The 18,258-nt window shown below is 67.1% G+C and carries 16 protein-coding genes and 2 pseudogenes; 9 read left to right on the forward strand and 9 right to left on the reverse strand.

Going from position 1 to position 18,258, the window contains the following annotated elements; genetic code table 11:
• Window positions 1-52 precede the first annotated feature (52 nt).
• A complete protein-coding gene (locus ACILR9_RS31935) occupies window positions 53-1,396 on the forward strand; it encodes a PepSY-associated TM helix domain-containing protein (RefSeq protein WP_395714030.1) in 1,344 nt (447 codons plus the stop codon).
• Between the two features lie 36 nt (window positions 1,397-1,432).
• Here the strand turns inward: ACILR9_RS31935 and ACILR9_RS31940 are convergent, their stop codons facing one another.
• The 4 genes from ACILR9_RS31940 to ACILR9_RS31955 all read right to left on the reverse strand — a co-directional run bounded on the left by ACILR9_RS31940 (window position 1,433) and on the right by ACILR9_RS31955 (window position 6,694).
• Window positions 1,433-3,211 carry a glycosyltransferase family 39 protein gene (locus ACILR9_RS31940; RefSeq protein WP_395714045.1) on the reverse strand — a complete coding sequence of 593 codons (1,779 nt, stop codon included), beginning with the start codon at window positions 3,209-3,211 and terminating at the stop codon, window positions 1,433-1,435.
• Window positions 3,212-3,313: 102 nt separating this feature from the next.
• Window positions 3,314-3,679 carry a DMT family protein gene (locus ACILR9_RS31945; RefSeq protein WP_395714031.1) on the reverse strand — a complete coding sequence of 122 codons (366 nt, stop codon included), beginning with the start codon at window positions 3,677-3,679 and terminating at the stop codon, window positions 3,314-3,316.
• Window positions 3,680-3,687: 8 nt separating this feature from the next.
• Window positions 3,688-4,653, reverse strand: coding sequence for a Bug family tripartite tricarboxylate transporter substrate binding protein (locus ACILR9_RS31950; protein WP_395714032.1), 966 nt, complete (start codon window positions 4,651-4,653; stop codon window positions 3,688-3,690).
• 607 nt (window positions 4,654-5,260) lie between these two features.
• Entirely contained in the window at window positions 5,261-6,694 is a 1,434-nt protein-coding gene (locus ACILR9_RS31955) for an amidase (protein WP_395714033.1), read from the reverse strand.
• A 288-nt stretch (window positions 6,695-6,982) separates the two neighbouring features.
• Between ACILR9_RS31955 and ACILR9_RS31960 the strand changes: the two genes are divergently transcribed.
• The 4 genes from ACILR9_RS31960 to ACILR9_RS31975 are packed head-to-tail and all read left to right on the forward strand — an operon-like array spanning window position 6,983 to window position 9,737.
• A complete protein-coding gene (locus ACILR9_RS31960) occupies window positions 6,983-7,738 on the forward strand; it encodes a TSUP family transporter (RefSeq protein WP_395714034.1) in 756 nt (251 codons plus the stop codon).
• A complete protein-coding gene (locus tag ACILR9_RS31965; RefSeq protein ID WP_395714035.1) occupies window positions 7,735-7,926 on the forward strand; it encodes a hypothetical protein in 192 nt (63 codons plus the stop codon). Before ACILR9_RS31960 ends, ACILR9_RS31965 begins: the two co-directional genes overlap by 4 nt.
• Complete coding sequence (locus ACILR9_RS31970; RefSeq protein ID WP_395714036.1) at window positions 7,923-8,726, forward strand: crotonase/enoyl-CoA hydratase family protein; 804 nt, start codon at window positions 7,923-7,925, stop codon at window positions 8,724-8,726. Before ACILR9_RS31965 ends, ACILR9_RS31970 begins: the two co-directional genes overlap by 4 nt.
• 18 nt (window positions 8,727-8,744) lie before the next feature.
• Entirely contained in the window at window positions 8,745-9,737 is a 993-nt protein-coding gene (locus ACILR9_RS31975; RefSeq protein WP_395714037.1) for an NADP-dependent oxidoreductase, read from the forward strand.
• Between the two features lie 176 nt (window positions 9,738-9,913).
• On the opposite strand, the gene ACILR9_RS31980 is transcribed toward ACILR9_RS31975, so the two are convergent.
• Window positions 9,914-10,726: an enoyl-CoA hydratase-related protein gene (locus ACILR9_RS31980; protein ID WP_395714038.1), complete on the reverse strand. Its 813-nt coding sequence runs from the start codon at window positions 10,724-10,726 to the stop codon at window positions 9,914-9,916.
• A 17-nt stretch (window positions 10,727-10,743) separates the two neighbouring features.
• Here ACILR9_RS31980 and ACILR9_RS31985 point away from each other — a divergent pair, with 17 nt between their 5' ends.
• Window positions 10,744-11,769, forward strand: a complete 1,026-nt coding sequence (locus tag ACILR9_RS31985; protein WP_395714039.1) for an alpha/beta fold hydrolase — start codon at window positions 10,744-10,746, stop codon at window positions 11,767-11,769.
• Window positions 11,770-12,302: 533 nt separating this feature from the next.
• Here ACILR9_RS31985 and ACILR9_RS31990 read toward each other — a convergent pair.
• On the reverse strand, window positions 12,303-12,749 hold the full coding sequence (locus tag ACILR9_RS31990; protein ID WP_395714040.1) for a GFA family protein: 447 nt from the start codon (window positions 12,747-12,749) through the stop codon (window positions 12,303-12,305).
• Window positions 12,750-12,808: 59 nt separating this feature from the next.
• Between ACILR9_RS31990 and ACILR9_RS31995 the strand changes: the two genes are divergently transcribed.
• Window positions 12,809-13,927 (forward strand): SDR family NAD(P)-dependent oxidoreductase, encoded by a 1,119-nt coding sequence (locus tag ACILR9_RS31995; protein WP_395714041.1) that lies wholly within the window; start codon window positions 12,809-12,811, stop codon window positions 13,925-13,927.
• Between the two features lie 1,107 nt (window positions 13,928-15,034).
• Here ACILR9_RS31995 and ACILR9_RS32000 read toward each other — a convergent pair.
• From ACILR9_RS32000 to ACILR9_RS32010, 3 genes and pseudogenes are all read right to left on the reverse strand, one after another.
• Window positions 15,035-15,559 (reverse strand): annotated as a pseudogene (locus ACILR9_RS32000) (efflux RND transporter permease subunit); the annotation flags it as partial.
• A gap of 6 nt (window positions 15,560-15,565) precedes the next feature.
• Window positions 15,566-16,642, reverse strand: a complete 1,077-nt coding sequence (locus ACILR9_RS32005) for an ABC transporter substrate-binding protein (protein ID WP_395714042.1) — start codon at window positions 16,640-16,642, stop codon at window positions 15,566-15,568.
• Window positions 16,642-17,169: a hypothetical protein gene (locus ACILR9_RS32010; protein ID WP_395714043.1), complete on the reverse strand. Its 528-nt coding sequence runs from the start codon at window positions 17,167-17,169 to the stop codon at window positions 16,642-16,644. The genes ACILR9_RS32005 and ACILR9_RS32010 overlap by 1 nt, the downstream gene beginning before the upstream one ends.
• Window positions 17,170-17,324: 155 nt before the next feature.
• Here ACILR9_RS32010 and ACILR9_RS32015 point away from each other — a divergent pair, with 155 nt between their 5' ends.
• Both ACILR9_RS32015 and ACILR9_RS32020 read left to right on the forward strand, forming a co-directional pair.
• Entirely contained in the window at window positions 17,325-17,510 is a 186-nt protein-coding gene (locus tag ACILR9_RS32015) for a hypothetical protein (RefSeq protein ID WP_395714044.1), read from the forward strand.
• A 421-nt stretch (window positions 17,511-17,931) separates the two neighbouring features.
• Window positions 17,932-18,258: pseudogene (locus ACILR9_RS32020) on the forward strand (hypothetical protein); the annotation flags it as partial.

Genomic DNA, 18,258 nt, shown 5'->3' on the forward strand with positions numbered 1-18,258 from the left:
GTCGTCATCGGGCCAGCCGCCGCCAGCCCTCCCATCAGTCAGGCAGGTCGCGATGCCCGCAATTCCCAAGCCACAGCGGCGGACGGTTCGTTATTGGCTGCAGCAGATCCATCTCTGGGTCGGCCTGATCCTGCTGCTGCCGCTGGTGATGATGGGCATCACCGGCGCGGTGCTGGTCTATGCCCACGACATCGAGCACCTGCTGGGCCAGGGCGAGCCGCATGCGACGACGCGCGGTGATTGGCGGTCGCCGGTCGAGCTGATCGAGGCGGCGCGGGCGGCGAACCGCGAGGCGGGGCGCATCCCCATCGCCGTGCGCTGGCCGAGCGAGGTCGGTGAACCCGCCGCCGTCCGCCTGTCGCGGCCCGGCATGGCCGGCGAGCGCCCGCAGTTCCGGGGCGGCGATCGCCCGCCGCAAGGCCAGGAGGGAAGGGGCCAGCAGGGAGGCAGTCAACAAGCCGCTGGCCCGCAAGGCGGTGGCCAGCAGGGTGGGGCGGCGCAGGGGCGGGTGCCGGTGCAGAGCCCGTTCGCCGGCAGCCTGCAGATCCTGGTCGACCCGGTGTCGCTGCAAATCCTCGAGACGCAGCAGGCGATGACCGGCTGGGTGCGCTTCTTCCACGACCTGCACGGCCATCTGTTCATCGCCGGCGGACTGGGCCGCGAGCTGGTGGGTTGGCTCGGCGTGGCGCTGCTGTTCCTGGGCTGCTCCGGCCTCTACCTGTGGTGGCCGCGGCCCGGGCAATGGAAGGCGGCCTTCATGGTCCGCCGCAAGGCCAGGGGCGTGCGCCTCAATCGGGAGCTGCACGGCGCGGTCGGCATCTGGAGCCTGGTGCTGTTCATGCTGGTGAACTTCACCGGCGTCTATCTCGCCTTTCCGCAGCAGATCTCGGCGGCAGTCGGCGCCGTCTGGCCGGGCCGCGACATGCGCGCGGCGATGTTTCAGGCGCGCGTCGAGCCGATTCGCGGCGCCACCCCGATCGGGCTCGGCGAAGCGCTGGCGCTTGCCCAGGAGCGCGTGCCCGATGCCCGCTTCCTCAATGCCTTCCTGGCGACGCGTCCCGACCAGGCCATCCGCATCGGCCTGATCCGGCCCGGCCACGAGGCGGGTGCGCCGATCATCACCGTGATCGTCGATCCGTGGCGCAAATCGGTGGTCGACGTGTTCGATCCGCGCACCCTGTCGACCGGCGAGAGCATCATCGCCTGGCAGCGTGCGCTGCATTACGGCGTGGGCCTGGGTGGGATCTACAAGTTCCTGGTCTTCGTCTCCGGTGTCATCATCCCGATCTTCGCGGTGACCGGCTTCCTGATGTGGTGGCTGAAGCGGCGCAACCGGCGGGCCGGCGAGCGCACCCGGCGCGCGCTGCAGCAGGCGGCCGGCCAGGCGGCCGAGTAGCCGCCTACCTTGGCGCCCAACTACTTCGCCGCCCGTCTACTTCGTAGCCAAGTCGAACAGGATGATGGCGCGCCGCGGCTCGGTTGGCAGGGATCGCCAGGCCGCGGGATCGACCGGCCGGCCATGCGCCATCACCCAGCGCTCGAACTCGCTCTGCCGCCGCGTGCTGCCCAGCACCGCGTAGCGCACCTCGCCGCGCTCGACGAGCTTGGCGAAGGCATCGACGCCCATCACCGGGTCGGTGCCGAAGAAACCGCCGAACGCCATGGCCGGCTGGCCGGTTCGCACGATCACCGGCGCGGCGAGCAGCGCGTTGGGCGCGGCGAGCAGGAAGCGCGCCTTGCCGCGATTGTCCTGCAGGAAGGCCGCCAGCTTGGGATCGTCGGTCAGGGCGCGCCAGTCGCGCGACAGGATGGGGCCGCGGCCGTCGTCCCGGCCGAGCCAGCGCACCAGGCTGGCCGACGGCAGGGTGAGATTGCCCGGCGCGAACAGCACGCTGAGCGTCCACGCCGTCGGCAGCACCAGCAGCAGGAGCGCGCCGATCAGGGCCGGCGGTCGCTTGTCCCGCCACAGCGTCGCGCCGCCGACAAGCAGGGCGAGCCCGGGTGCGGCCAGCCACGAGGAGTCCCAGCCCACGGCCGACCCGGCGACGTAGCCTTGCCAAAGCGCTGTCACGGCGAGGCCGATGGCGAGATGCCGCGGGCCGCGGCGCCACAGCTCGAACCCGCCGATGCCCGCGAGCGCGGCCAGTGGAGGCGCCAGCGTCGACAGGTAATAGGCGTGGAAGATGCCGCCGGCAGCGCTGTACACCACGCCATAGGCGAGCGCCCACAATGCCCACAGGGCGATCGCTGGCCGCCGGCGGCGCCAGCCAAGCACGACGCCGATGATGGCCAGCGGCAGCATCCAGGCGAATTGCGGCGCCAAGGTCGGCTGAGCGAGCCGCAAGGGGCCGACCGGCACGTTGTCGTAGGCCGCGAAGCGCGGCGCCGGCGGCGCGGCCGTGCCCGCCGTCGCCGGCCGCTCGGGGCGCACGAAGCGCTCCAGCGCATTGTGCATCACGATCAGCTCGAGCATCGAATTGTCACGGCTGCTGCCGGCATAGGGCCGGTGGTCCCTGGGCGTGAGATCGAAGGCGGCAGCCCACGAGAGCGACACGGCGATCAGCACGGCCGCGCCGGCGGCCATCCATCCGAAGCGCCGCCGCCAATCGAGCTCGGTCGAGAGCAGCCACGCCGCCAGCAGCGCCGGCCCGCACACCAGCGCGGCCATCATCTTGACGTTGAAGGCGATGCCGAGCAGCGCCATCGAGGCGGCGAGCGCCAGGCCGCGGCCGCGCAGGGCGAGGACGGCGGCGAGCAGCAGGAACAGCACCAGCCAGGAATCGGTGTTGTTGGACCGGTCGACGGCGACGGCGATCGGCGACAGCGCCAGCAGCAGCGCGGCGACGAGGCCGGCCGGCACGCCGAAGGAGCGCCGCACCAGGCGGTGGAGGAGCCATACCGAGAAGATACCGGCCAACGCCTGCGGCAGATGGATCGTCCAGCCGCTGTAGCCCAGCAGGGCGGCAAAAACCGTCTGGATCCAGAAGGCGACCGGCGGCTTGTCGAGCGAGATGAAGCCCGCGGGATCGAAGGCGTTGTAGAAGAGGAGCCCGGCGTCCTGCAGCATGCTGCGCACGCCGGCGGCGTAGTAGGCGGTGCCGAAGCCGTTGTCGCCGAGCCGCCACAGCCGCAGCGCGGCGGCGATCAGCAGGACGACGATCAGCGCCACGCCTTCCCGCCTGAACCAGTCGCGCCAACCTCGCCTGCCCACGATGGCCAATCGCCAGTCTCCCCAAGGGCCCTTACGCAGGACGAAAGTCGTTCATCCCACGGGTTCTAGCAGCCAAGGCTCGGCGGAGACCTGTGATTATCTTCAGGGCCAGTTCGGCAAGGGACCGCGGAACACGAAGAAGGCGCCGGCGCAGATCAGGGCGAAGCCGACCGCATGATTGAGGTTTATGCGCTCACCGAGATAAAGCACCGAGAAGGCCGCGAACACGGTGAGGGTGATCACCTCCTGCATGGTCTTGAGCTCGGCCGCCGAATAGACCGCGTGGCCCCAGCGATTGGCCGGCACGGCGAAGCAATACTCGACAAAGGCGATGCCCCAGCTCGCCACCACCACCAGCCACAGCGGCCGATCGGTGAACTTGAGATGCCCGTACCAGGCGAACGTCATGAAGACGTTGGAGATCAGCAGCAGGATGATCGGCGCGACGGCGGGAGGGAGCCAGGTCATCCTTCGGGTTACTCCGCCTTGATGCCGAGCTTCTTGACCAGCGGCACCACGGTGCGCTCTTCCTGATCGAGCATGGCAGCGAGTGCCTGCGGCGTGCTCCAGGAAGTCTCGGCTGTGAGGTCGGCAAAGCGCTGGACGACCGCAGGATCGGTGAGCACCGTCTTCATGGCGGCATTGAGCTTGGCCAGCACGTCAGGCGGCATCTTCGCCGGACCGAACAGGCCCGTGTAAGTGGCGAAGGTGAAATTCTCCAGTCCCTTGACCCCGGCCTCCTTCATGGTCGGCACGTCGGGCAGTTGCGGCACGCGCTTGTCCGACGACACGGCGATGGCGCGCAGCTTGCCGGCCTTGATATGGCCGATCGCGGCATTGAGCTGGTCGACCTGCGCCGGCACCTGACCCGCGATGACGTCGATCGTCGCGGCGCCGCTGCCCTTGTAATGGATCAGCGTGTACTTGGCGCCGGTCGCCTCGCCGAGCAGCTCGAGGACGAGATGATTCGTCGTGCCGACGCCCGAGTCGGCGACGCTGAACTTGCCGTCGCCGCCGAGCGCGATGAAATCGGCCAAGGTCTTGATCGGCGAGCTCGGCGGAACGACGATGACGGCAGGCACCGACTGAAGATGGCTGATCGGCTGGAACGCGGTCTTCCAGTCGTACGGCGCGTTGCCATAGATCACCGGCACCACGACCAGCGAGTTCGCCGCGACCAGCAGCGAATAGCCGTCGGGGGCCGAGCGGGCGACCACATCGCCGCCGATCATGCCGCTGGCGCCGGCCTTGTTCTCGACCAGCACGGTGACACCCAGCACATCCTTCAGCTTGTCGGCGATGATGCGCGCCGTGACGTCGATGTTCCCGCCCGGCGCATAGGGCGCCATGATGCGGATCGGCTTGTCGGGATATTCGGCCATCGCGGGTTCGATGCCGACAAGCAGGGCGGTGGCGCACACGAGCGCCGAAAGCAAACGCATGAATTTCCTCCGTGAACCCGCGGCAGCCTAGAGCACATTCCCGCCGGCTGGAACCAGCCGGAGGGAATGTGACTGGTGAATCCGGCTTCCGCCGTGCGCGAATTGACTGCCGCCCTGGCCATGGAGACCGTGAGGCACCAAGGCATCAATTCACGAGATCGGTCCATCGAGGAATGCTGTCATCCCGAGCACCGCGAGGGACCTTGAGGGCCTGCGACAGAATAAGTGCTTCATTTCACGAGATGACTTCGGCCACCTGGTCGATGGGCACGGCCGGTCGCCGCAGGCCGAGCAGGCGGCGGCATTCGCGCTCGACGATGCAAAACAGCCAGCTGGCGAATGCCGCGATCACGCGCAGCGTGCCGATCGGGCGATGGAGCTGCTACAGCGCGGCCTGGGCTGCGTCCTCGGCATCCTCCGTCGTGGCGCAGGTGCGGCGCGCGAAGCGCATCAGTCGGGCTGCGAGACGGCGAGCAGCCCGATGCCGCGCGCGGCGCGAACGGCGCGTTCCCAGCCGGGGATGTTGCGTTTGAACGACATGAACGAAGCCTCCTTGGTATTGGCGACGTTCATGAGAGGCGCCTCGGGTGGAGAAAGGTTCGCCGCGTCAGAAATTTTTCGGCCGATGCTGCGCCCACGGGCGCGCCCGTTCGAGCAATCCGCCGAGCCGCAGCACGTCGGTTTCCGCGCCCCAGCGGCCGACGATCTGCACCGAGGTTGGCAGGCCGTCGGTTCCGAAGCCCGACGGGACGGCAAGAGCCGGATGGCCGGTCAGGTTGAACGGGTACTGGTAGGAGGTCCAGCCTTGCCGCGTGATGCCGCATTTCTCGCCGTCTACCACCACCTCGTCGTTGGCGGCATCGTGCGTGACGTCGAGCGCGGTGCGTGAGTTGGTCGGCATCGCCAGGAAGTCGAAGCGCTCGAGCAGGGCCTGGATGGCGCGGAACAGGCCGGTGCGGGCGAACTGGGCGTTGCGGAAATCGGCCAGGCTGAATTTGCCGCCGCGCTCCATGAAGGCGAGCGTCACCGGGTCCATCTGGTTCTGCCACTTCGGCAGGTATTGCGCGCAGAACACCGCGAAGTTGGCCTGGTAGAGCACGCGGCCTTCGAGCTCGATCCAGTCGACGCGATCGGTGACCTCCTCGATGTCGGCGCCCATTGCCTGCCAGGCGTCGAGCGCCTGGCGCGTGTTGGCGCGCACGTCGGCGGCGACCCGCGGGTTGGCGGTGCGCTCGACGTAGCCGATCCGGATGGCCGACAGATCCTCAGCCGTCAGCGCCGGCGAGAGCTGGCGCCTGTCCTCGCCGCCCTGGCTCCAGGGATCCTTGCCGCTCGGCCCGGTCAGCACGGCGTGCATGATCGCGGCATCGGTGACGGTGCGTGTGAGCGGCCCGGCATAGACGTTGTTGCCGAAGGCATCGCGTGTCGTATCGGCCGGCACCGCGCCGAGCGTCGCCTTCAGCCCGACCAGGCCGCTGCATGAGGCCGGGCCGCGGATCGAGCCGGCGCCGTCGGTGCCGAGCGCGATCGGACCCAGGCCGGCGGCGACCGCCGCCGCACCGCCGCCGCTCGAGCCGCCGGGCGTGCGCCCCAGGTTCCAGGGATTGCGCGTCACGCCGAAGGAGGGGCCGTCGGTCAGGCCCTTGACGCCGAACTCCGGCGTCGTCGACTTGCCGATGACGATGGCGCCGGCGGCGCGCAGGCGCTGCACCAGCACGTCGTCGGCCTTGGCGACATTGTCCTCGAAGATCGCCGAGCCGTGCCTCGTATGGGCGCCGGCGACGTCGATCAGGTCCTTCACGCTTACCGGCACGCCGTGCAGCGGCCCCAGCTGGTCGCCGCGCATCACCGCTTCCTCGGCCTTGCGTGCGTCGCGCCGTGCCGCGTCAGACAGCACCTGGCGAAAGCAGTTGAGCTTGGGCTGCGCACGCTCGATCGCCGACAGGACGGCATCGACATAGTCGACGGGCGACAGCTTGCGTGCGCGGATGAGGGCGGCGGCTCTGGTCGCGGGCATGAACAGCAGATCGGCATCGGACATCGGGCACGGCACTCCGGTACGGGCAGGCCGCCGTTAGAGCAGACTGGCCGGACAATGGGAATGTTCTCATCCCCCTCCCCAAGCTACGCTTGGGGAGGTGTCCGCGTCATCGCGGACGGAGGGGTCATGAGCATCGTGACTGTGGCTCATGACCCCTCCGTCGCCTAGGCATTTTGGCCGCAGAGCGGCCAAAAGCCCTTAGACGGCGACACCTCCCCAGCGAAGACGCTGGGGAGGGGGGCGTGCACTGCTCGACACCAGTCTGCCTCTGGGTTACGCCGCGGTTGGATGTTTTCAGTTCCCGTTCTGGTGGCTCTGGCGGCCGTGGCCGTCGTGACATCGTTCATTTCCGGCATCTTCGGCATGGCAGGCGGCATGCTGCTGATCGGCTTTCTGCTGGCGCTGCTGCCGGTGCCGGTCGCCATGGTGTTCCATGGCGTCATCCAGATCGCCGCCAACGCCTGGCGGGCGTGGCTGTGGCGGCATCACGTCAATTGGCGCGTGGTGCTCAATTTCGGCCTGGGGTCGGGCGCTTCGCTGCTGGCCTTCTCGTCGCTCGATTTCGTGCCCGACAAGGCGATGGTGCTGATGGTGCTCGGCTTGACGCCGTTCGTGGCGCTGTCGGTGCCGCAGCGCATCGCACCCAACATCGAGCGGGGCGGCCAGGCCTTCCTGGCCGGCGCGATCGGCGGCGCCATGCAGCTGGTGTCTGGGGTGACCGGCCCGGTCCTCGATATCTTCTACGTCCGCACCGGCATGACGCGGCAGGTCAACATTTCGACCAAGGCGGCGGCCCAGGTGCTGGGGCATCTCACCAAGGTCACCTATTTCGCCGGCCTGATCGACAATCCGGCCGGCCGCGACGCGGCGCAATGGCTGGTGATGGGCTACGCCGCGGTGTTCGCCATCCTCGGAACGACCTTGTCGCGCCGCTTCCTCGACCGTATGTCCGACAAGCAATTCTATCGCTGGACCCGGCGCGTGATCCTGGTGATCGGCACGGTCTATATCGTGCAGGCCGTTTGGATGATGGTGACGCGATGACGAATGTGAAGGCGGAAGTCAGGGCTCTGCTCGATCGCCTGCCTGACGATTGCACCTATGCCGACGTGCAGCGCGGCATCGCCGTGCTGATGTGGCCGAAGCCCGACGCCCCGGTGTCGCAGGACGAGGTCAAGCGCCGACTGCGGGAATGGTTGAACACGGGGCTGAACGGAGAGAACGACAAATGAAGGACAGGGTTTCGATCGATTTCGCCGACGGCGTCGCCGACGTCCGGCTGATCCGCGCCGACAAGATGAACGCGCTCGATCCCGCCATGTTCGAGGGCATCATCGAGGCCGGCGCCGAGCTCGCCAGGATGAAGGGCCTGCGCGCCGTGGTGCTGTCGGGCGAGGGCCGCGCCTTCTGCGCCGGTCTCGACATGGGCAGCTTCGCTGCCATGAAGGACAACGGCGCGGGCGTGCCGGGGGCGCGCGACCTCACGGTGCGCACGCACGGCATCGCCAACCGGCCGCAGCACTGCGCCTGGCTGTGGCGCGACCTGCCGGTGCCGGTGATCGCCGCCGTGCACGGCGTGGCGTTTGGCGGCGGCTTCCAGATCGCCCTCGGTGCCGACATCCGCTACGCCACATCGGACACGCGCTTCTCGGTGATGGAGATCAAGTGGGGCCTGGTGCCCGACCTCGCCGGCACGCAGCTGATGCGCCATCTGGCGCGCGAGGACATCGTGCGCGAGCTCACCTACACCGGCCGGGTGTTCGACGGGACGGAAGCGGAGCGGCTGGGCTTCGTGACCAGGATTGTCGAGGATCCGCGTGCATCGGCCCTGGCGACGGCGCGCGACATCGCCGGCAAGAGCCCCGACGCCGTGCGCGCCGCCAAGCGGCTGCTCAACGACGCGGTGGCGACCGACGCGAAGGCTGGCCTCTTGGCGGAGTCGGTGGAGCAGCAGAAGTTGATCGGCTCGGCCAACCAGATCGAAGCCGTCATGTCCAACCTGCAGAAGCGCGCCGCCCACTACCAGGATTGATCCCCCAGGAACCGTCACATGAACCGTCAATGGCTCTACGCCCGCCAGCCCCAGGGCAAGATCGGCCCCGACACCTTCCAATGGACCGAGACGGCGATCCCGGCGCCCAGCGATGGCGAGGTACTGGTGCGCACGCGCATGCTGTCGCTCGATCCGGCCAACCGCGCCTGGATGATGGGCAAGACCTACCGCGATGCCCTCGAGCCCGGCCAGGTGATGAGCGGCTTCGCCATCGGCGAGGTGGTCGAGTCGAAATCGGGCGGCCTGAAGGCCGGCGACATCGTCGAGGGCGACTGGGGCTGGCAGGATTATGCCGCGTTGCCGGAGCGGCGCCTCACCAGGCGCACGACCCAGGCGCCGCTCGAGCACCTGGTGGGCCCGCTCAGCATCACCGGGCTCACCGCCTATTTCGGCCTGCTCGAGGTCGGCCAGCCCAAGCCCGGCGACACGGTGCTGGTTTCCGCCGCGGCCGGCGCCGTCGGCACGATGGTGGGCCAGATCGCGAAGCTCGCCGGCTGTCGCGTCGTCGGCACCGCCGGCGGCCAGGACAAATGCGACTGGCTGGTGCGCGAGCTCGGTTTCGACGCCGCGGTCGACTACAAGGCGGGTGGCGTGCGCCGGGCGCTGGCGGCCGTCTGCCCCGGTGGAGTCGATGTCTATTTCGACAACACCGGCGGTCCGGTGCTCGACGCGGCGCTGTCGCTGATGAACCAGCGCGGCCGCATCGTGGGCTGCGGCAACGTCTCGCAATACGACGTCGAGAAGCCGGCGCCCGGACCGATGGCGGTGCCCGGCCTGGTCGTCACCAAGCGCCTCAGGATGGAAGGCTTTATCGTGATGGACTTCTTCGATCAGCGCGAGCCGGCCGAAGCGCGCCTGGCGCAGTGGGTCGCCGACGGCCGCATCAAGGCCGTCGTCGACATCGTCGACGGCCTCGACAAGGCGCCGCAGGCCCTGATCGGCCTGTTCGAAGGAAACAACCGCGGCAAGCGGGCGGTCAGGGTTTCATGAATCCTCCCCGCGAAGTGGGGAGGTGCCCTGTCATACGGGGCGGAGGGGTCAAAGGCCACGGTCCCGCTGCTCATGACCCCTCCGTCCGCGAAGACGCGGACACCTCCCCAACTTCGTTAGGGAGGAGAAGATGATGCGCCACGGAGTGGCGCGCTCCCGGCAATGGGGAACATGAGCTACTTTCCGACGAACACCGGCTTGCGCTTCTCGACGAACGCCCGCACCGCTTCCTTGTGGTCTTCGGTGCGCGAGGCCTGAACCAGGCGCTCGGCCTCGCGGAACAGCGCGGTCGGGTAGTCGATGTGCAGCGCGTCGTCGAGATTGTCCTTCATGTTGCGCAGCGCCACCCGCGGGCCCTCGGCCAGCGACTTGGCCAGCGCGAACGCTTCAGCCTGAAGCTTGTCGTCGGCCACCACGCGGTTCACCAGGCCGATGCGCTCGCAGCGCTCGGCGTCGACGCGCTCGGCGGTGAACATCAGCTCGCGCGCCCGCGCCGAGCCGATGGTGCGGGTGAGCAGCCAGGCGATGCCGTAATCGCCCGACAGGGCGACGCGGGCATAGCCGGTGCTGACGAACGCCGACCGGGCGGCAATGCGGATGTCGCAGGCCAGCGCGATCGCGAGGCCCGCGCCGGCGGCCGCGCCGGGAAGGGCGGCGATGGTGGGCTTGCGCAGGCCGACCAGCGCGCCGGTCAGCGCCGCCTGGCGCCAGCGCAGGTCGCCCAGGCGCTCCTCGAAGCTCATCTGCCCGCGCGGCCCGCGGCCGCCCATGCCCTTGACGTCGCCGCCGCTGCAGAAGGCGGTGCCGGCGCCGGTGATCAGGAGGGCGCCAACGTTCGGGTCATCGCCACGGTCCCTGATCTGGGTGCGCAGCGCCGGCGTCAATTTGTCCGACATGGCGTTGCGTGCCTCGGGCCGGTTGAGCGTGATCAGCGCCACGCCGTCCTTCACGTTGCACAAGAGTTCGGTTGTGCCGGTGTCGATTTCCATGTGACTCTCCCCTCGCCATGACCTTCCCGATCACCGAGCACACCGTCAAGTCCGCGCGCCACACGACGGGCTACCTCGCCTGCGGGGCGGAAGAAGCGCCGCTGCTGATCTTCTGCCATGGCTGGCCCGAGCTCTCGCGGTCGTGGCGCCATCAATTGCCGGCTCTGGCGGCGCTGGGCTTTCGCTGCGTCGCGCCCGACATGCGCGGCTACGGCCGCTCCGATACCTACACGCGCCACGAGGATTTTGCCCAGGAGCTGATCGTCGCCGACATGCTCGAGCTGCTGGCCGCGCTCGGTCGCGACAAGGCGGTGTGGATCGGCCACGACTGGGGCAGCCCGGTGGTGTGGAACATCGCTTCGCACCATCCCGACAAGACGGCCGGCGTGGTGAGCCTCTGCGTGCCCTACCTCGCGTCGGGCTTCACGCTCGACACCGTGGTGCCGCTGGTCGACCGCTCGGTCTATCCCGAGGACAAGTTCCCGGCCGGGCAATGGGACTACCAGCTCTTCTATCGCGAGAATTTCGACAAGGCGTGCAGGAGCTTCGAGGGCAGCATCCGCAACGTGGTGAAGGCGCTGTTCCGCAAGGGCGATCCGGCGCGCGTCGGCAAGCCTGCGCCGACCGCCATGGTGCGCGCGGCCGGGGGATGGTTCGGCGGCGGCGCCTGTCCCGACGTGCCGCGCGATGCGGACGTGCTGACCGGGCAGGATCTCGAAGCCTACACGGCGGCACTCACCCGCAACGGTTTCTTCGGTCCGGACTCGTGGTACATGAATCACGAAGCCAACGGCGCCTATGCCAAGCGTTCGGTGAAGGACGGAAAGCTCGCCATGCCGGTGCTGTTCCTGCACGGCGCCTACGACACGACCTGCGAGACCATGACCTCGAAGCTGCCCGAGCCGATGCGCCGCGACTGTGTCGATCTGACCGAGGCGGTCGTGCAGTCGGGTCACTGGATGGCGCAGGAGAAGCCGGTTGCTGTGAACGCTGCGTTGACGCGGTGGCTGGCGACGAAACTGTCCGACTACTGGAAGGCCTGACCATGCGCACTGTAGCGCTTGCAGCCCTGGCCCTCGCCGGCATTCTCGGCGCCCTGCCCTCCCTGGCGCAGGGGCCCGCCAATCGTCCGGCCAACCCGGCGGCGCCACCGCCGGCGTCGCAGTCGCCGCTGCCGACACTCAACATGACGGTGCCGCAGCGCGACCGCGAAGCCGTCTACGCCTACTACCGCGCCGAGATGGCGGCCGGCCGCTGCCCCATGCCGCTGGTCAAGATGAGCAACGCGTGCCTGGCGCCCAGTGCAGGCAAGTCGCAATGGCGGCTCGACCAGCCACTCGCCGACAGCATCAAGGGGGAGGCGCCGCCGCCGGCGCTGATCGCCAAGCTCTCGCCCTCGCCGGCGGGCTATCACTACGTGCGCGTCGACAACGATCTGCTGGTGGTCGGCGTCGGCACGCGGATCGTCGCCGCCCTGGTCGCCGACCTCAAGCACGGGCGGGACGCCCGCTCCAGTAGAAGTCGGCTCCGCCTGGGGCGTCCCGCCGTACCAGCTTTCGGCCGGCCAGGACGTCGGTCAATGGCGAAGTCCCCTGCTCCGCCTGGCGCTCGGGCAGCACTCGCGGCGTGCCAGGCTTTCGGCCGGCCAGGTCTTCTTGGTGTCGTAGTATTCGGCGACCGCCGCGCACGAAGCCCTCGGCGTCGCCGGCGCCGCCATGAGGGTGAAGATGTGGATGTCGGGCGGCATCTTCTGAGCCGACGCGCACGAAGGCCACGGCGTCGCCGGCGCCGCCATAGCTCCACACCGCGATGCGGTGTCATCACTTGCCGTCATCACCGGCTCGCCGCTCACCAGTTCGACCCGATCGGCCTCGATCATGGCGTTGAGCGCGAAGGCGGCGCCGGTCTCGCGCTGGCACCAGCGGCAGTGACAGCAATGCACGAACAGCGGCTTTGCCGTCATGCGATATCGCACCTGCCGGCAGGTGCAGCCGCCTTCGAAGGTCGTGGAGTTGCTGGTCATGATGCGAGGCTCCCCGCTAAGGTGGTGCGCGGAGATAGCATTCGATCGGGAGAGAGACCATGGCGGACCGCTTGAAGGGCAAGGTGGCAGTGGTGACGGGCGCGGCGCCGCGCGGCGAGGGCGTCGGCAACGGCATGGCCACGGCCATTCTTTTTGCGCGCGAGGGCGCCAAGGTCGTCCTGGTCAATCGCAGCGCCGAACGGGCCGAGAAGCTCGCCCGCCAGATCAAGGACGAGGGCGGCGAGGCGGCGGTGTTCGCTGCCGATGTTGCCAAGCCAGAAGCCGCCGAGGCGATGGCCGATTTCGCGGTGAAGCAGTACGGCCGGCTCGACATCCTGCACAACAATGTCGGCATCGGCGCGCCGGGCACGCCCGAGACGGTGACCCTTGCGGACTGGCACAAGGTGATCGAGGCCAACCTCACGACGACGATGCTGTGCACCAAGTATTGCCTGCCGAAGATGAAGGAGGGCGGCAGCGGATCGATCATCATGGTGTCGTCGATTGCCGGCGCACTCGGCCTGATGGGCAGCGCCGGCGCGGTCGCCTACTCGACGGCCAAGGCCGGCCTGCACGGCTTCACGATGTCGGTGGCGGCCGATTATGCGACCCAGAACATCCGCGCCAACTGCATCGTCGTCGGCTCCGTGCACACGCCGATGGTGGCGCATATGGGAACGGAGGCGCGCGAGCGCCGGCGGAACATGGTGCCGATGAAGACCGAAGGCACGGCGTGGGACATCGCCCATGGCGCCGTCTATCTCGCCTCGGACGAAGCGCGCTGGGTGACCGGCCTCATGCTGCCGATCGACGGCGGCCTGGTGGCGCTGCGCCAGTGGCCGCGCGCTGACGGCGATGGGATCAGGTTCATGCTCTTCCAGGCCGTCCGCCGTCTTCGACCTGGAGCCCCAGTCCCCTTCCCTGATCAAGCACTCAACAATGACCTCACCCTGAGGAGCCACGCGAAGGGCCGCGTCTCGAAGGGTCGGGCAGTGAAGGGGTGCTGCGACACCCTTCGCCCTTTGCCCATCCTTCGAGACGTTCGTCTGTTGCCCACCCTTCGAACGCGGCCTATGCCCCTCCCCCCGTATGAGGTCATCCCCAGCGTGCTTCGAGGAAAAAGCGCTCTGGGAACGGATTGCCAGGCACTGAGCGTTGACATCAGGTTCGGCACGTAACCGAACTTGAGCAGCGCCATGGCGATCGCGGAATAGTCCTTCGGAGTTTCCTTTCGGCCGCCGGCGACCCATTTGTCGAAAGCCGCCAGAGCCGATGTCCCGCGCGAGCGCTTGTCTACTTGTGCTTGCAGCGCGATGAAGGCGGCTATGTCGCCGGAGTGCTGCACGAAAGTCGTACACAGGAATGCCGGGACATTCGAATGGGGGAAGACGACGAAACACGTCGGGAAGTTGTTGTTGACCCACGACTCGCTGCGCTTCTTCGGTTTCCCGCCGATGTCGAGAAAGACCTTGTACGAGCACTCGCCGACGGCATGGGAAGCGTTTCCCTCTCCGCCGAGGAACTGGAAGCCTGCCGTCGCAAACGTATCGAGCCGGATCGCCATCCCGTAGTTGCCGTCTCCGACGCCCTGGCCATGCAGTCCACCGGAGAGGGCGCTGTACGGCACCGCAGCCGAATCAACATAGTACGATTGCTCGTATCTCGACTTGCTTCCGGCGGGATTTCTCTTCGACGTCGTGGAAACGAAGTAGCCGGCGAACGGTCCCGATTGCTGGACCACGGGAAGATATCCCTTCGCGTCAGGATACCGCGGATCCACCTTCACCTTCGTGCCGTCATCGGCCGTGATCATGCCGTCGGTGCCGACCGGGTTCTTTGCCGTCGGCAGGACCGACATGACGCCATAGTAGTGGGTCTGGCGGCCCGCATTATCGATCCAATCGAGCGTGTCCTTGTCCGATGGACCGTAGGCGTTGGCGGCACCGTCGAAATCGATGTTCATGTGCGTCATGAAGATGAGCGCAAATGGACTCTGGTTGTCGATCGACACGCTCGTCATCGACACCTGGTGTTTTTCGGCCGGTTTGACGATCTGGCCGTCCTTGATGACGGCTTTCTTGTCCTTGTAGTCATTGCCCTGCCAATGCCCGGGCACGCTCTTGAAGATCAGTGACGACATGTGCACCTCTCCAACCTACAGGGATGGAGATTGAGCACCGTGAATCGAGCGAGAATGTGATCTCACATCTTGCGCAATCCCTGGCGCGATTCATTGCAACTGCGATTCTCACTGCAGGATCAGTCGGCAGCCGACGCGTCGGCGAGCTCTTCGAATGGTCGGCGGCGAGCATCAGGTAGACGGCAGGCACCACGAACAGGGTGAACAGCGTGCCAACCGAGAGGCCGCTCGCGATCACCAGGCCCATGCTGAAGCGGGACAGTGCGCCGGCGCCGGTGGCGACGATCAGCGGGACCACGCCCAGCACCATCGCCGCCGTGGTCATCAGGATGGGCCGCAGCCTGATCGCCGCGGCTTCCTCGATCGCCTCGCGCCGCGACTTGCCGGCGGCCTGCAATTCGTTGGCGACCTCGACGATCAGGATGCCGTGCTTGCTGATCAGGCCCATCAGGGTGACCAGACCGACCTGGGTGTAGATGTTGAGCGTGGCGCCGGGAAACGCCACGGTGCTGCGCCCCATCAGGAAGACCAGCGCGCCGGCGATCGACATCGGCACCGAGAACAGGATGATCAGCGGATCGCGGAAGCTCTCGAACAGGGCGGCCAGCGACAGGTAGATGATGATCAGTGCAAAGGCGAAGGTGACGACGAAGCCGCCGGTCTCCTGGATGCCGTCTTACTCTATCACCTCCGCAGCAGCAGCTAGCAGGAATGGAGGCACCGTTAGGCCGAGCGCCTTTGCTGTCTTGGCATTGATTACGAGCTTGTAGTCGGTGGGTTGTTCTACGGAGATGCGGTCGGGCGCGGCACCTTTGAAGACTTTGACGGTCTGGGCGGCGGCGCCCCGCAGGATGGCGTTCCAATTCTCAATGTACGTCACCAAACAGCCTGAGCTGGCCCACGGAGGGCTCTGGGCGCAAGAAGTAGGCAAACGGTATTTGAGAGCCAGCTCCAGGATGACAGGTCGCCATTCTTGACTGACCAACAGCGCATCGTTGACAACGACCACCCCGGCATCGCCCGCAGCAGCTAGCGCGGCAAACTTGGGCTCGACATCTCCCAGTGAATTTACCCGCATGCGAATCGGCTCGATACCCACTGCAGCCGCGCTCGTCCTCATTCGCTCAACCTGGAAAGCCTCAAAGGCCGTGCGTCGATCCGCAGCCGGAACGTTCCCTGCGTTCCCGAGAAAGCCAGCACGCCGCACGGCTGGAGCGACGTCGTGCAGTAGCTGCCACTGCTTGGGCATGGCAATTTGGACAGCCATCCCGGTTACATTCCCGCCGGGCCTTCCGAGGCTAGCGATTACGCCCTTTTCAACTGGATCGCCGACGCCGTAAAAGACAATCGGTATGCTCTTGGTTGCCTGCATTGCCGCGACAGTTGGTGGAGTTCCTTGCGTAACGATTGCATCAACGCCCGCGCCAACCAAGGCTTCGGCTTCGGTCATAAGCTGGCTTTCGTCCCCGCTCGCATGTCGCTGTTCAACGACCAAGTTTTTTCCTAGGACAAAGCCAGCGTCACGCAGGACGTCTCGGTAAGCGGCCCAGTCACCGGCCCACTTTTCGGCAGGAACCGGGACAAGACCGGGCCTGCCAAGCCAAAGCCATCCGAGTTTGTAAATCCGCCCGGATTGTTGCGCCGCCACCGTTCCGACGCTGACCAACAAAACGATAAGTGCCGTCCATAAGACAACGACGGATAGAGGCCTCATCTGAATTTCCCGCTCTCCAAGGGCGTCAAACGGTAGCATTACGGGTCTCTTCGAACACCCTTGAACTTCGGGTGCCGCAGCCGGCCGTCCTCGCTGATATTCGGAAAGGCCACGTCGACCAGAACTCGCGGCTCAACCCATTTCAGCTTGGAGCCTTTCACAGCCGCAGGAAGCGGCGATCGAGGCTGCCGCAGTGGCGCGAGGCGTTTGTGCAACTCGCGCGCCGTGACGTCGTCAATGCCGATCTCGACTGACCCGGCATAGAGCAGCCCCGCGCCCTTCTGCCAAGCCAAGTGCTGGCCGTGGACGCGCCCAGGCTTCTCGACTTCGAAGCCCACGACAACGAACGTGTCGCTGCACTCGCACTTGGCCTTGATCCAGGCCGTCGACCGGGCCGACCGATACGGCGAGGCAGCGCGCTTCGATACGATGCCCTCGATACCCATCCGGCAGGCGTGCTCGAGGATGCGGGCGCCGTCGCCAGTCATGTGCTCGACGTAGACCAGCGCCGTCGGTGCGCCGGCAAGCAGCTTCTGCAGCCGCGCCTTGCTCTCGAGCAGGGCCAATTCCAGGCCTGAGCAGGTGCATCAAACTGCGCAAACCAATTCAATCACCGTAGCGAGATAGCGTGCTGATCGGTCCTGAATGCGCATGACCGCAAGAAGTTGCCAGCCTGCCCGGCGTCCTGTGGTGGGTACTCCTGCCCGGTGCGATCGGCTGCGTGCTGCTCAGCCTGCTCTTCCGCGCGGACAATGCATGGTGCCAGGGAGCGCTCGTCGTCAGCCTGGCAGGCTTCCTCAGCATGAACCTGTTCGTGATCATTGCCCTTGACCGGCCCTTCCAGGGCGACGTCGCCATCGGTCCCGACTCCTACAAGTTGGTCTACGACCAACTCATGAGGAGGTAGGCAGGTGTACAACCGCGCGAGGTCTGTCGCTGTCGATGATTGGGACATGTCCGCTGTGGGTCATTCGCGTCGGTTTTCGTAACGTCGCTCAGTCGGCACATCGCAGTTCGACATCAATGTGGGTCCCGATCTGAGCCAACCATTCCCGCCAGCGCGTCCGGGCCATGCGGCACCCAGGTCTCGTTCGGCGACTGCCTCAGAGCTTCAGAGCGACTGTCGGTGATCGAGAACGCGGCGGCTCGGAAGGCGCCAGTTGCTGCGAAGGAGAATGAGCATGTCGCCGCACCTGGACCGGATCGGGGGCGGTTCCTGTCGAAACTCTGGCTGACCGGGATTGACGCCACGCAAGTCCCGGCTAGCTTGGGCAGACGCTGGCGATGGGACGTTGCCGGCGACTGCGCAGCATCAAGGAGGATGGATCATGCGCGAGCCTTCGGCTGTGGCCGATGGGGAGCCGGTCGGCGAGGAAACGCCTGGCCAGAAATCGAGCGACCGTGTCGACGAATTGCGCGAGGTGATCCGGGACGCTCTCGGATGCTTGCGCGAGCTCGGCGTCGAGACGGAGGGGCAGGGCCGATCGGGCGCCATCGCCCCCCTTGCTTCTCGGCAGGTGAGCCAGCTTCTGGCCGTGGCCGAGACCGTCCAGCTGTTCCGCACGTCCGACGGCATCGCCTACGCCGATCTCGAGATCGACGGTCATCGCGAGACCTGGGCGGTACGGGACCGCGGCTTCCGGCGCTGGCTGACG

The sequence above is a fragment of the Reyranella sp. genome, assembly GCF_044224635.1.
GTDB lineage: Bacteria > Pseudomonadota > Alphaproteobacteria > Reyranellales > Reyranellaceae > Reyranella.